Raw genomic sequence first — 13681 nt, 5'->3', positions numbered from 1 at the left:
CGATTTTGCTTAGCAGGAGCAGTATGTCCGTATCTTCGTCTGCCCCATCGCGATCGGGCCCTGCTGGCGGTTGGGCCAGCATCTCCATCGCCTTCAAGCGTTCTTTGGTGTCGCAATTTCAGCCACGCATGCTGGTGGCCCTGGTCATGCCTTTCCTGATCATGTTTGTGGGCCTGATTTTACTGAGCTGGCTATTGTGGACCCCCATTCAGACCTGGTTGCTGGAGCTGCTGGGGGGCTGGAATGCCTTTGAATCCGTGGATCAGTGGTTGGTGGGCTTGGGCCTGTTCTCGCTGAAAGTGTATCTGGCGCCCTTGTTGGCTTTAGGCATCTTGTTGCCTCTGGCCGGTGTGTTGGGCCTGATTATTGCCGCTGTGCTGGTCATGCCTTTGGTCCTGGGCCATTTGCAGCAGAAAGACTATCCCGATCTGATCAAGCAAGGCCACAATGCCACGGTCTACAGCGTCTGGAACGCGGTGTGGGTGGGAACCTTGTTTGTAGTGGGTTGGCTGGTCACCTTGCCGTTATGGATTTTTCCTCCTTTTGCGCTGATTTTGCCCGTGCTGTGGTGGGTTTTTGCCCTGACGCGCATGTTGCGGGTGGATTCCCTGGTTGAGCACGCGAATGTGCAAGAGCGCAAATATCTGTGGTCCCGTCTGAATAGCCAGTACTGGTTGATCGGTCTGATCTTTGCCCTCTTGAATCTGATTCCACCGGCCTGGCTGGTCTTGCCTGTGTTCTCGGCTCTGGTATTTGCCCACTTCTCTTTGGAAAATCTTCGTCGCCTGCGCCAGCACGAGGCAGCAGCGGCTTCTACTACGCTTATTGACCATGACAACTAAGGATCAAGCCATTATTCGTCTGATTATTATTGGCGACGAAATCCTGTCGGGACGTCGCTACGATAAACACTTTTCAAAACTGATCGAGCTGCTGGGGGCCAGGGGCTTGCAACTGGGGGGCGCCCAGATTATCCCTGATGATCTGGATACGATTGCCGCCACCCTGGAGCGCAGTTTTGCGACGCCGGATATTGTGTTTTGCTGTGGTGGGATTGGTGCGACACCAGATGATCAGACCCGCCAGGCGGCGGCCAAGGCTTTGGGTGTGGAGCTGAAGCTGCATCCCGAGGCCGCAGCCTTGATTGCTGAGCGCTGTGCTGAAAATGAGCGTAATGGCGTGGGTAGTGCGGATATGTCCTTGCCCGAGAACCAGCAGCGCTTGCAGATGGGGGTGTTTCCGGTGGGTGCTGAAATTGTGCCCAATGTCTACAACAAGATTCCCGGTTTTTTCATTCGCAATCACACCTTCATGCCGGGTTTTCCTGTGATGGCCTGGCCCATGATGGAGTGGACGCTGGATACTCGCTATCGGGAACTGCACCATCTGGCTCATCGAGTCGAACACTCTTTCCTGGCCTTTAACTTGCCAGAGTCGCGTATTACGCCGGCCATGGAGCATGTAGAGCTGAATTGGCCAGGTGTGAAAGCGTTTAGCCTGCCCAGCGTGGGGGAAGCGGGCGGACAGCCACATATTGATCTGGGCGTTAAAGGGGAGCCGGAACCGGCGGCAGAGGCCTTGGCCTATTTGCGCCAGCAGGTGCTGGACTTGGGCGGGAGCTTGAGCCCTGCGCTAAAATAGCGCTTGCCAAGCGCGCGACCATTTCATATTATGGAATTTGTTGCGTTGCATCATAATTCTCCTAATAATGACAACAAATTCCTTTACGCCCTCAGGCGCGTCGTCAAACAATGGTGGTCAGATGTCGATCCAGGTTCTGGAACGCGCCATGATTCTATTGGACGAACTGGCCAAGCAATCTGAGCCAGTGGCATTGAAGAATCTGGCGGCTGCAACTGGCCTGCATACCTCAACCACTCACCGTATCCTGAACGATCTGGTGGTGGGACGTTATGTGGAGCGCGTGGACAGCGGTTTATACCGACTGGGCATGCGTTTGCTGGAGCTGGGCTCCCTGGTTAAAGGCCGTCTGAATGTGCGTGCGGCTTCCCTGGCCCCCATGCGCGAGCTGCACAAGTACACCGGACAAACGGTGAATCTGTCCTTGCAGCAGGGCGATGAAATTGTCTATGTGGAACGTTCCTGGAGCGAGAGCTCGGGTATGCAGGTGGTGCGCGCCATTGGTGGCCATGCACCTTTGCATTTGACCTCGACCGGCAAGCTGTTTCTGGCTTCCTGGGAACCGCGTCAGGTGCGGGCCTACGTCATGCGTACTGGCCTGGCCGGTGCGACTCGTAACAGCATTACTCAACTGGAATTGCTGGAGCGCGAATTGGCGCAAGTTCGTCGTCTGGGCTATGCCCGCGATAACGAGGAGCTGGAGATGGGTGTGCGCTGTATTGCGGCTGGTGTGTATGACGACACCGGCAAGCTTTTGGCCGGTCTGTCTTTATCTGCTCCGGCCGAGCGTTTGCACGACGACTGGATTCCCGTTTTGCTGAATACCGCCGCTAAAATTTCCGAAACGCTGGGATACGACAAACAGCGTTAAGTCTGTGTTTTAGTGTTGTTTTTCCAGTCTTGATTACAAGTCCATGACGGTTTTGTTGCAGCGCAACAAATTACGTTGACTTTGTTTTGGATAGCGCTTAAAGTTGAATTGTTGCGGTGCAACATAGAAGGTTTGCCTTGCGTAGTTGCGAATGGGCCGGGCCTTCTTCAGACCCTTGTCTAGTAACACTGACACTAATTTCACGCTGGCTTGACCCAGGCCACGTATCTCCAAGGAAAACATCATGAGTGCTATTCCACAAAACGTACTGGAATCCCAACAAGCTACTTTGAACAACCTGTTCGCTGCTCAAGGTCAATTGCTGCAAGGCTTTGAAAAGCTGGTTGGTCTGAACCTGAATCTGCTGCGCAGCTCGCTGGAACAAGCGGCTGGCCAATCCCAGCAAGTTATCAACGCCAAAGACGTGCAAGACGTTGTGGCCCTGTCGCAAAGCGTGGCCAAGCCTAATGCTGCCCAGGCTCTGGAATACGGCAAAAGCGTTTACGACATCTTCTCCGATCTGCAACTGAACCTGTCGCGCATCGCTGAAGCTCAACTGGCTCAAGGTCAACAGCACGCTGCTGACGCTATCGACCAGCTGGCCAAAAACGCACCTACCGGTACCGAAAGCGCTGTTGCTTTGCTGAAGTCTTCCTTCGCCACGGCTTCCAACGCGGCTGAAACCGTTGTCAAGGCTGCTCGCCAAGCTGCTGATGCTGCTGAAAGCAACATCCAGGCTGCTACCAACGCCAGCCTGAAAGCTGCTGCTCAAGTCACCGAAGCCAGCAATAAAACCGTTGAAGCGGCTGCCGCTGCGGCAACGGCTGCTACCAGCAAGAAGTAAGTCTTTGCTGGTCTGATTTAATCAGGCGCTAAAGAAAAAGCCAGCTCATCGAGCTGGCTTTTTTCTTGCTTGCCGTGCCAGTAGTGAACTTGCTTCAGGATGCTAGTGCCCGCGTCACGCGGGCACGTTGCGTTTTACAGGGCGCGAATGCACTCGGAGATCAGGGCGGGGCCTTTGTAAATCAAGCCAGTATATAGCTGTACTGCTTGGGCTCCGGCTTGGATCTTTTCCTGAGCCTGACGGCCAGATTCAATACCACCCACACCAATAATCGGGAAGTCGGGGCCTAGTTGCTCGCGCAGACGACGAATGACGTTCAAGGATAATTCGTGCACGGGTGGGCCGGACAAGCCGCCTTGCTCCTGAGCGTGACGCAAACCCTGTACGGCATCGCGCGACAAGGTGGTATTGGTGGCAATAATGCCGTCCAGACCTTGCGAGGGAACCGTGTCCGCAATGGCATCAATTTGCGATTGATCCAGGTCAGGAGCGATTTTCACCACGATAGGCACATAGCGTTGGTGCTCTTGTGCCAATTCCGTACGTAGCGCTTGCAAGGAACCGAGCAGACGGGCCAGTTCATCCTGAGCCTGCAAGGCACGCAGGTTTTGCGTGTTGGGTGAGGAGATATTCACAGTAACGTAATCAGCGTGGGGGTAGACCGCACGCAGACACGTCAGATAGTCCTGATCGGCCTGCTCAATGGGGGTAGTCGCGTTTTTGCCAATGTTCAGACCCAGAATGCCGCCTTGCGAGCGGAACTGGCTTTTGCGCACATTTTCAATGAAGGTATCCAGGCCGTGGTTGTTAAAGCCGAAGCGATTGATCAGGCTATTGGCTTCAGGCAGGCGGAACAGGCGTGGCTTGGGATTGCCGGGCTGCGCTTTTGGAGTCACGGTGCCAACTTCGACAAAACCAAAACCCAGGGCGCCCAAGGCATCGATATGTGCGCCATTTTTATCCAGGCCAGCGGCCAGACCCACAGGGTTGCGCAGCTTCAGGCCCATCAGTTCCAGAGGTTTGCTGGGCAGGTCTTTCAGCAAACTACCTAAAAGAGGGGTTTGGTGAGCGCAATGCAGGGATTTCAGAGTCAGTTCGTGAGCGTGTTCAGCATCCAGACTGAACAGCACCCGGCGAGCCAAGGGATAAAGGCTGAATAGGGCAGACATGGGGATCGATAAAAGAGGACGTTAAGCCAGCCATTCCCAACGACCTTTTATCAGGAGCTGGTAGGGGCGAAAGCGGGTTTTGTAGGCCATTTTACGGCTTTCTTCGATCCAGTAGCCTAAATAGAGCCAGGGCAGGGATTGTTGACGGCAATAGTCCAACTGCCAGAGCACGGCGTAGGTGCCCAGACTGCCGGTGTCGTCGGGATCAAAAAAGGTATAAACAGCGGAAAGCCCGTCTTGCAGCACGTCGATGACGGCCACAATTTTCAAGGTACCGTCGGGCTCACGAAACTCCAGCAGACGCGAAGTGACATGGCTGGCCAGCAGAAACTGGGCGTACTGGGACTGATCGTCCTCGTCCATGCCGGCGCCGGGGTGTCGACTGGCCTGGTAACGGCGGTACAGCTCGTAGTGTTCGGCATTCCAGTGCAGGGGCAGATCTTGTACGACCAGATTGCCGTGGCGTTTTTTGGCACGGCGCTGGGCTCGGTCGGGCTGAAAATGCAGGGTGTCACAACGCAGGGGCAGGCAAGCGCGGCACTGGTCGCAATAGGGGCGATAGGTGAAGGTGCCGCTGCGTCGAAAGCCTTGCTGGACCAGCTTGGAGTAAACCGTGTCGTTAATCAGGTGAGCAGGAGCGGCAACCAGCGAGCGTGCCTGTTGTTCTGGCAGGTAACTGCAACGATAGCTGGCCGTGGAATAGAATTGCAGCGTTTGGGGACTGGGTGCTTTGGGATAATTCATGCGACTCTGCCAAGCGTGATAGAGCCATTATGGGATGCTCGCGCCAGCCTAGCAAGTTGGGGGCAGGCCTAGTTGCAATGCCCCGCGCGGCCAGACCGGGCTGGGTTGATCTTTGGCCCAGCTCAGGGCAGCCATAAAGTCTTTCCGGGGGATGGGGCTGGCACCCAGACTGGCCAGATGCGATGTCTCTTGCTGGCAGTCTATATACGGGATGCCCGCGAACTTCAGAAACTCCACCAGATGGGCCAGGGCGATCTTGCTGGCATCGGTTTGCAAGGCAAACATGGATTCGCCAAAGAAAAAGCGGCCCAGATTCACCCCATACAAACCGCCGACCAGCTTGCCGTCCATCCAGGTTTCTACGCTGTGGGCGTAGCCACTGTGGTGCAAAGCTGTATAGACCTGCTCAATATCCGGGCTGATCCAGGTGCCGGTCGCACTACGTTGGGCGGCGCATTGGCCTATGACTTGCTCAAAGGCCAGATCGCAGGTGACTCGGATAGGGGCGTCGTCCTGATCTTGCTGCCGTGCAATCTGGCGCAGTTTTTTGCCCAGGGAGCGGGAAATCTTGAATTGATCGACCTCCAGCACCATGCGCGGATCAGGAGACCACCACAGAACCGGGTCGCCAGGGCTGTACCAGGGAAACATGCCCTGGCTATAGGCTTCCAGGAGGCGTGGAACGCTTAAATCCAGACCGGCAGCCACCAGCCCTTCGGGGCTGGCGTGTTCAGGGCTGGGCAGGGCCTGATCAGGAGCGACCCATACAAGCGACATGATCAGCCGTGGTCGCGGGGGGCGATATCAAATTCGTGAATCTGGAAGCGGCCTGCCTTGTGGTCTTCGACGTAACGCTCCAGGGTGGCGGTTACGGTGCGAAAAGCCAGGTTGTCCCAAGGGATGTCGTCCAGGTGGAAGAAACGGGCTTCCAGGGACTCCGGACCGGGGTCCAGCACGTCGCTGATGACTTTGGCCAGGTAGTACACGTGAACTTGTTCAGCGTAAGGCACGCTGATAACGGTAAAGAGCGGGCCGGGTTCGACTTGCGCACCCGCTTCCTCGCCCATTTCACGCAAGGCGCCTTGCCCCAGCGTTTCGCCCAGCTCCATGAAACCGGCGGGCAAGGTCCAGGTGTTGTAGCGCGGCTCGATGGCGCGACGGCACAGCAAGACCTGATCGTCCTTCCACATGGGCACAATACCGACCACATTGCGGGGATTCTGGTAGTGCACCGCGCCGCAATTTTCGCAGACATCACGCATGCGGTTATCGTCCGGGGGCACCAGGCGTGTCAATTTGCTGCCACATTGATTGCAGAAGTTTTGCGTGCGTGGGGCGGGGAAATAGAAAGAGGCGGATGGCTGGGTCATGCAGATTCTGTGATGGCGGTTCAATTGGGATCGGGTTCTGGCAAAACAATATACGCCAATTCCTCGGCGGGCGACACGCAGGACGACCAGACTGTCAGGGAACAGGCTTGTGGGTACGCGGGCAAGGACCAGCCTTCGCTGCGCTGGGCTTGCTCCAGATCCAGACTCTCCAGGCCGTGTTGATCTGTGCGTAACTGATCCAGCAGGGCAGGAACATCACGGCCCGCTAACAAGGCCGGGCCTGCGGAGCTGCGCAAATAGAGCCTGCCCTCAGCGCTGATGTACCAGGCCTGAATAGTTTCAACGGGACGGCCAGTATGGTCTTGCAAATGGGCTTGATCCTGGGCCAGGGAAACAATCAGTGGGGCCGCGTCCAGACGGACATAAACACGTTGCGGACCATTCTGGATAAACCAGCGGCCTTGTTCATCCGCCTGATAATTACGGTTGAAAAATGCCAACAAACCCTGGTGAGCAATGCGCTCGCCCACTTGCCCTGGGTGCTGGTTAGCATCGCCAGCCGGGTGATGACGCCAATGACCAGACTGATCTAAAGAGATATACCCGCTGACAGCGGGCACATTGGGCCATTTTTTCATGGCATCCATAACAGCAGCATCCATAAGTTTCAGCCTTGCAGGGACGAAAACAAAGGGTGGCACCGATACGGTTGCCACCCTTGACGGTGTAGGGTCGACGACAAGGTCGACCCTGGGGCAAGGCGAGTATGTGCCTTAAGCCATATAACTGCGCTGCATGGTTCCGGGGATGGTGTGCGAAAGAGGCTTTTCAACTTTGATTTCCGGTGTGTCGTTGCCTTGCAGGGCTTTGGATAACAAATTGGACAAGCGTTCGCGCACGTCTTGGGGAACATGACTAAATACGCCCGATAGCCACTCGATGTAATAGGGCAGCAGGTGCTCGCACAACTCTTGTCCGGCCTCGGTGAGTTTAACAGTGAGCACGCGGCGGTCCGAGGTATTGTTCTGGCGTACCAGCAATTGCTGCTGTTCCAGCCCGTCGAGCAGGCCGGTGATGGTGGCGCGGGTCACGCCAGCTTGTTCTGCCAATAGCGCGGGGCTCAGGCCAGAAGGTTGGCGGCTAAGCAAGAACAGCAGAACCAGACGTCCTTCGGACAGACCAAATTCGTTCAGAACAGAGCTGGAAGCGCGATTAATGCTGGAGGCCAGCGACAGAACGCGTAAACACAGTTCGATATCCTCGGTTTTAGGGTGGGCCTGGCGTTGGGATTCGCTCAGGATAGTTTGATATTTCAGATCGAGTAATTTCATAGTGCTGTGCCGTTAAGGAGTGCGCGGCAAAGAGCAGTAGTTATTTAGAAAGAATCAATAAAACCCAATAAAAAACGGGTTTGCTTTCTTTTATTACTGAGCCGCTGCTTTTAATGTGGAAATTTATCTTATTTTTTAATTCCATTTTTACTGATTTAAACATCTTTTATTGATTAGGAATTTTCATTTAGTAAAATAAGACCAGTTTTTTTCAGTATAAGCGGCTATGGGTTTACAGAATAGTCGTAAAGCCTGTGTATACTCTTTTGCCTTCCTTTTTTTCTCAAACTGCAAGGTTTCCGGACTTCCTATCCGGGCAGCATGGGATGATTTTTGATCCTGTGTTGTGAGTCTTATGGCTTGAACGCATCAAAATGATGCAAGCGCGCAACGCTCGTGTCCAAAGCGCCAGACTCTTGTTACAGACATGATGAGCGAGCTATATCGGAGATACACCGCTAAATTAAGCGAGTTTTCAACTGTCAGTCAGGAAGAGAAGGCGGCCCAACTCAAGAAAAACCGCAAAACGACGTGCATGTGAGCGCTCGGCGTTTACAATGTTCAAAGCGCTTCCCGAGCTCGACGATGCCTTCAAAAAAGGCGGTTGGATCATTCACCCCGCTTGGCGGATTGCAATAGAGGCCCGTTTTTTACGGGCCTTTGCTTTCCGGAATTGGATACAAGCATTATCCAAAGCTTATTAGCGGTATTTGCCAGCATGTCCCCGAGCCCCTGCCAAGTTCGCAAGAAATGGTAGGGCTTTGTTCCGTTTGTAGTCCGGGATTGAGTATGAGGCGTATCAAAAAAGTCTTGCTATCGTTATTAAGGAAACGAAGGAATTATGAGTCAGTTCCGTATCGAACATGATTTGCTGGGAGACCGCCAAGTCCCCGATGAAGTCTATTATGGTGTTCATACCTTGCGTGCCAAGGAGAATTTCCACATTACCGGTACGCCTATTTCAACTTACCCGGAACTGATTAATGCTCTGGCGCTGGTCAAGCAGGCAGCTGCTCAGGCCAATTTCAAACTGGGTTTGCTGGAGCAGGATAAGCACGACGCCATTGTGGCTGCATGTCAGGCCGTACAAGCGGGCAAGTGCCATGAGCATTTCGTGGTAGACATGATTCAAGGCGGCGCAGGTACCTCGACCAATATGAATGCCAACGAGGTTATCTGTAACCTGGCCTTGGAACATATGGGTCACAAGCGCGGCGAGTACCAGTATCTTCACCCCAATGAAGATGTGAACATGGCCCAAAGCACCAACGATGTCTATCCAACGGCTTTGCACCTGGCTGCCTACCGTTCGCTGGACCCGCTGTTTGCCGCCATGGAACGTCTGCGCGACGCCTTCCTGAAAAAGTCCGAGGAATTCTCCTCGTACATGAAGATTGGCCGCACTCAGTTGCAAGATGCTGTGCCCATGACCCTGGGTCAGGAGTTCAACGCCTTTGCCACCATGATCAACGAAGACATCGTGCGTCTGAAAGAATCGCGCAAGCTGATGTGTGACGTGAATCTGGGCGGTACGGCTATTGGTACCGGCATTACGGCTCACCCTGAGTATGCTCAGCTGGCTGTGGCTGCCTTGTCCGATCTGTCCGGTGTTCAACTGCGTGTCTCTGACGATTTGATCGAAGCCACTCAGGATTGCGGCGGTTTCCTGCACCTGTCGGGTGTGTTGAAGCGCGCTGCCGTCAAGCTGTCCAAGCTGTCCAACGACTTGCGTCTGCTCTCCAGCGGTCCTCGTGCTGGTATGGGTGAAATTTGTCTGCCTGCCGTGCAAGCTGGTTCGTCCATCATGCCCGGTAAAGTCAACCCCGTGATCCCTGAAGTGGTCAACCAGGTTGCCTTTGAAGTGATTGGTGCCGACATGACCGTGACCATGGCTGCTGAAGCCGGTCAGTTGCAGCTGAACGCGTTTGAGCCTGTGATTATTCACTCCCTGCTGCGTAGCATGGCTTTGTTGAGCAATGCTTGCGACACGCTGACCCAGTTCTGCGTGGTAGGTATCACTGCCAACCGTGAATGCCTGGAAAGCAATATCGAGCGTTCCATTTCCCTGGTCACCGCCTTGAACCCGTTCATCGGTTACAAAGCGGCTACCTCGGTTGCCGCCGAAGCCTTCCAGACAGGTACCAATATTCGTGACGTGGTTCTCAAGCGTGGTTTGATGGATGCCGAGACCCTGAATGACGTGTTGCGTGCCGAATCGCTGATCCAACCTCGTGATCTGCGTGCTGCTGACCCAGCCTGAACCAATCTGAACCAGGCCTGATTGGCCAGTCTTGGCCGACGCCGGTAACAGTTTGGGAAGCCTCCATTGTGGAGGCTTTTTTCTGCCCGCTCGATTCGTAAAGAGAGATACTGTCGCTTGTCTACAGGCAAGGAGCAGCGGGGGATGATGGAGTCGGTTTACTGGGCGGTGGCTGTTGGCGCCATTGTGGCGGGTTTCGTGCAGGGTTTGTCGGGCTTTGCCTTTGGCCTGGTGGCCATGTCCTGCTGGGCCTGGTTTCTGGAGCCTCAACTGGCGGCGGTGCTGGCGGTATGCGGTGCCTGGACAGGGCAGATGATTGCCGCCTTCACCCGGCGGCGTACCTCTTATTGGCAGATCCTGTTGCCGTTTCTGGCCGGCGGCCTGATTGGTGTGCCTTTGGGGACCTATTTGCTGCCTTTCCTGGATGCAGCCGTATTCAAGGCGTTTTTAGGAACCTTGATGGTGATCTGGTGCCCGATCATGCTGATGTCCAGCCGTTTGGGCCATGTGAGGGTGCGTAGCCGCCTGGCCAATGCCGTGTCGGGTTTGATAGGCGGCATCATGGGCGGGCTCGGTGGTATGACGGGGGTGATTCCTACCTTGTGGACCACCATGACCGGGCTGCCCAAAGATGAGCAGCGCGCCGTTATACAAAACTTCAATCTGGCGACCTTGTCGGTAACTTTGCTGGCCTATATTGCTTCCGGTTCTATTCTGCTGTCCATGTTGCCGTCTATAGGACTGGTGATGCTGGCTGTGCTGATCCCTGTGCTGGCGGGCGCGCGCCTGTATGTGGGCATTAGCCAAAGCACGTTTCGAGCCCTTGTTTTAAGTCTGCTGACCCTGTCCGGCATTGCGATGCTGGTCTCTTCGGTACCCCAGCTGCTGGCGCGCTAGAGCAGGTGATTGAAGCCTCTAGGGTAATGCTCTATATCGAAAAAAGGCCTGTTTACCTGATAATAAATGTCGGCGATGGGAATGCATTTCGGCTTCCCGCCCACTGGAGCAGAGCCTGTGAGGTTTCTGGGATTTCAATTGTTGTTTGGTGATCACTTGGCACGCAGTGTGCGTGGGGTATCCTGCGCGCCCCCCTGCAAGGCTTGAGCCCAAGTTTCAAGGCGTTTTTACGCCATCTTTGATTACCTGATTGCAACTGGAGTCTGCTATGACTGACTTGTTTGAAAATCCAATGGGCCTGATGGGCTTTGAGTTCATCGAATTTGCCGCTCCCCAGCCTGGCGTGATGGAACCTGTCTTCGAGATGATGGGGTTCACCAAAGTGGCGGTACACCGCTCCAAGAAAGTGTCCCTGTATCGCCAGGGCGAGATCAACCTGATCCTGAATGAAGAGCCCAAGAGCCACGCGGCTTACTTCGCCGCCGAGCATGGCCCTTCGGCCTGCGGCATGGCGTTCCGGGTGCGCGATGCGCAAAAGGCCTACGAGCGCGCGCTGGAACTGGGTGCCCAGCCTGTCGATATTCCTACCGGACCGATGGAACTGCGTCTGCCTGCCATCAAGGGTATTGGTGGTGCCCCTCTGTACCTGATCGACCGCTTTGGTGAAGGCAACTCCATCTACGACATTGACTTCGTTTACCTGGACGGCGTGGATCGTCATCCCGTGGGCGCGGGCCTGAAAGAGATCGATCACCTGACCCATAACGTGTATCGCGGCCGCATGGCTTACTGGGCCCAGTTCTATGAGCACCTGTTCAACTTCCGCGAGATTCGCTATTTCGACATCAAGGGCGAATATACCGGCCTGACGTCCAAGGCCATGACCGCCCCCGATGGCAAAATCCGCATTCCCCTGAACGAGGAATCTGCCAAGGGCTCGGGCCAGATCGAAGAATTCCTGATGCAGTTCAATGGTGAAGGCATTCAGCACGTGGCTTTCCTGACCGACGATCTGATCGCCTCCTGGGACAAGCTCAAGGCCATGGGCATGCGCTTTATGACCGCACCGCCACAAACCTATTACGAGATGCTGGAAGGCCGCCTGCCTGCACACGGTGAACCCACCGCAGAACTGCAAAGCCGTGGCATTTTGCTGGACGGAACATCGGAAGGTGGCCACCGCCGTCTCTTGCTGCAGATTTTCTCTGAAACCTTGATGGGCCCCGTGTTTTTCGAGTTCATTCAGCGCAAGGGCGATGATGGTTTTGGTGAAGGCAACTTCAAGGCCTTGTTTGAATCCATCGAGCGCGATCAGTTGCGCCGGGGGGTCTTGCAGGCCGAGTAACAAGGTTCTGCGCCTGTGCTAGACGCACGGGTGCTGATCTGTCCCCACTGTTTGGCGATGGCAAGCAGTGGGGATTTTTTTGGGCTGAATCTTTATATTCAGTCCTGCTTGCCGCGTGGGGGCTGCAGGATTCTGAACAGCTCCAGCATCAGATCAGATTGGGTAATCATGCCTACCAACTCTTTATGATCATTGACCACAGGCATGTGACGGTGGCGGCCCTGGCTGAACAAGGGAATCAGCTCTGCCACCGACCAGTTTGCGTTGGCGGTGACGGCAGGCGCAGTCATGATCTCGGCCACTGTGGGGGCTGCACGCTGTCGGGGACTCAAGAAGCGCTTGAGTCGCTGGCGCAGATTATCCGGCTGATCCAGTCCGGCGCGTTGCAAGAAGTCCGACAGGGCCAGGATGCCAATCACGTGCTTGTTCTGATCCAGCACGGGCAAGGCCTTGATCTTGCGCTCGCGCATCATGTCCCAGGCTTGCTGCAAGGGCGTACTGACCAGGCAGGACAGAGGCGCATCATTCATCAGGGTGGAGCAGCGGCGTGTGCCCAGATTGCGTCGGAAGGCAGACTGGTGCACATAGCTGACCAGCTTTTCCAGATCATCGTGGCTGATGTTCAGCGTCTGGTTGTAGTGGCTTAAAGCCGCATCGTAATCCTGGTCCGTAAAGCGGGCTGGCGTGGCGGCTGGGCGTGTTGCGGGTTTATGTACCGGCGGATAAGCCACGCCGGTCAGGCGGTTGTACAGCATGCCCAGAAGGATCAGCACGCAGGAGTCAAACAGCACCGGAAACAGGACGAAGTCGTAGTTCTGAATACCATTCAGAGCGGGAAAGACCGCCATTGCCAGACTGGGCGGATGCACGCAGCGCAGGGCCAGCATGATGGGCATGGCAACGCAGACGGCCATCGTAATGGCAGCAATCGGATGAGGGAGCAGCACCGCGCAGGTAATGCCTGTGAGTGCGCCCACCAGATTGCCCAGCAATATGTTCCAGGGCTGTGCCAACGGGCTGCTTGGCACCAGAAAAATCAGCAAGGCGCTGGCAGCCAGGGACGCCACCAACCAATGATGCGTATGTGCAAAATCCGACAGGTACAGGCTAAGAGAGGAAACCAACAACACGCTAAGCGTGGCGCCTAGCGTGGCACGCAGCATTTCAGGGCGTGCAATGGCCAGCGACTTGGGGCGCAGGCTGTCAAACCAGTGACGAAGTAAAGCAGGCATACCCACCAGGGTGAAG

At 55.4% G+C, this 13681-nt stretch carries 14 protein-coding genes; 7 read left to right on the top strand and 7 right to left on the bottom strand.

Annotation, left to right across the window (positions count from 1 at the left end; all coding sequences use genetic code 11):
- Positions 1-23: 23 nt before the first annotated feature.
- The 4 genes from M2Q46_RS18535 (at position 24) to phaP (ending at position 3356) form a co-directional block, all read left to right on the top strand.
- A complete protein-coding gene (locus tag M2Q46_RS18535; RefSeq protein WP_035271921.1) occupies positions 24-842 on the top strand; it encodes an EI24 domain-containing protein in 819 nt (272 codons plus the stop codon).
- Positions 832-1641, top strand: a complete 810-nt coding sequence (locus M2Q46_RS18530; RefSeq protein ID WP_083053154.1) for a molybdopterin-binding protein — start codon at positions 832-834, stop codon at positions 1639-1641. The genes M2Q46_RS18535 and M2Q46_RS18530 overlap by 11 nt, the downstream gene beginning before the upstream one ends.
- Before the next feature lie 121 nt (positions 1642-1762).
- A complete protein-coding gene (locus M2Q46_RS18525) occupies positions 1763-2512 on the top strand; it encodes an IclR family transcriptional regulator (RefSeq protein ID WP_035271925.1) in 750 nt (249 codons plus the stop codon).
- A gap of 244 nt (positions 2513-2756) precedes the next feature.
- Positions 2757-3356, top strand: a complete 600-nt coding sequence (phaP, locus tag M2Q46_RS18520; RefSeq protein ID WP_009460089.1) for a TIGR01841 family phasin — start codon at positions 2757-2759, stop codon at positions 3354-3356.
- A gap of 134 nt (positions 3357-3490) precedes the next feature.
- Here the strand turns inward: phaP and M2Q46_RS18515 are convergent, their stop codons facing one another.
- From M2Q46_RS18515 to M2Q46_RS18490, 6 genes are all read right to left on the bottom strand, one after another.
- Positions 3491-4525 carry a quinone-dependent dihydroorotate dehydrogenase gene (locus M2Q46_RS18515; protein ID WP_302357859.1) on the bottom strand — a complete coding sequence of 345 codons (1035 nt, stop codon included), beginning with the start codon at positions 4523-4525 and terminating at the stop codon, positions 3491-3493.
- Positions 4526-4546: 21 nt separating this feature from the next.
- Positions 4547-5269: an arginyltransferase gene (locus M2Q46_RS18510; protein ID WP_060186979.1), complete on the bottom strand. Its 723-nt coding sequence runs from the start codon at positions 5267-5269 to the stop codon at positions 4547-4549.
- A gap of 48 nt (positions 5270-5317) precedes the next feature.
- Complete coding sequence (gene aat, locus M2Q46_RS18505; RefSeq protein ID WP_035271930.1) at positions 5318-6046, bottom strand: leucyl/phenylalanyl-tRNA--protein transferase; 729 nt, start codon at positions 6044-6046, stop codon at positions 5318-5320.
- 2 nt (positions 6047-6048) lie between these two features.
- A complete protein-coding gene (locus tag M2Q46_RS18500; RefSeq protein ID WP_009460085.1) occupies positions 6049-6639 on the bottom strand; it encodes an NUDIX hydrolase in 591 nt (196 codons plus the stop codon).
- A gap of 20 nt (positions 6640-6659) precedes the next feature.
- On the bottom strand, positions 6660-7262 hold the full coding sequence (locus M2Q46_RS18495; RefSeq protein WP_254002187.1) for a DUF2946 family protein: 603 nt from the start codon (positions 7260-7262) through the stop codon (positions 6660-6662).
- Between the two features lie 111 nt (positions 7263-7373).
- Positions 7374-7931: a MarR family winged helix-turn-helix transcriptional regulator gene (locus M2Q46_RS18490; RefSeq protein WP_021446953.1), complete on the bottom strand. Its 558-nt coding sequence runs from the start codon at positions 7929-7931 to the stop codon at positions 7374-7376.
- Between the two features lie 841 nt (positions 7932-8772).
- Here M2Q46_RS18490 and aspA point away from each other — a divergent pair.
- The 3 genes from aspA to hppD all read left to right on the top strand — a co-directional run bounded on the left by aspA (position 8773) and on the right by hppD (position 12433).
- Complete coding sequence (gene aspA / locus M2Q46_RS18485; RefSeq protein WP_009460082.1) at positions 8773-10191, top strand: aspartate ammonia-lyase; 1419 nt, start codon at positions 8773-8775, stop codon at positions 10189-10191.
- Between the two features lie 147 nt (positions 10192-10338).
- Positions 10339-11088 (top strand): sulfite exporter TauE/SafE family protein, encoded by a 750-nt coding sequence (locus M2Q46_RS18480; RefSeq protein WP_302357873.1) that lies wholly within the window; start codon positions 10339-10341, stop codon positions 11086-11088.
- A 268-nt stretch (positions 11089-11356) separates the two neighbouring features.
- Complete coding sequence (hppD, locus tag M2Q46_RS18475) at positions 11357-12433, top strand: 4-hydroxyphenylpyruvate dioxygenase (RefSeq protein ID WP_026484753.1); 1077 nt, start codon at positions 11357-11359, stop codon at positions 12431-12433.
- Between the two features lie 98 nt (positions 12434-12531).
- Here hppD and M2Q46_RS18470 read toward each other — a convergent pair whose 3' ends face one another.
- Positions 12532-13665, bottom strand: coding sequence for an HPP family protein (locus tag M2Q46_RS18470; RefSeq protein ID WP_009460080.1), 1134 nt, complete (start codon positions 13663-13665; stop codon positions 12532-12534).
- Between the last annotated feature and the right edge of the window lie 16 nt (positions 13666-13681).

This window comes from Alcaligenes sp. YSL9, from assembly GCF_030515105.1.
Taxonomy (GTDB): Bacteria; Pseudomonadota; Gammaproteobacteria; order Burkholderiales; family Burkholderiaceae_B; genus Alcaligenes; species Alcaligenes phenolicus.
This window is presented reverse-complemented; position numbering and strand designations above follow the sequence as displayed.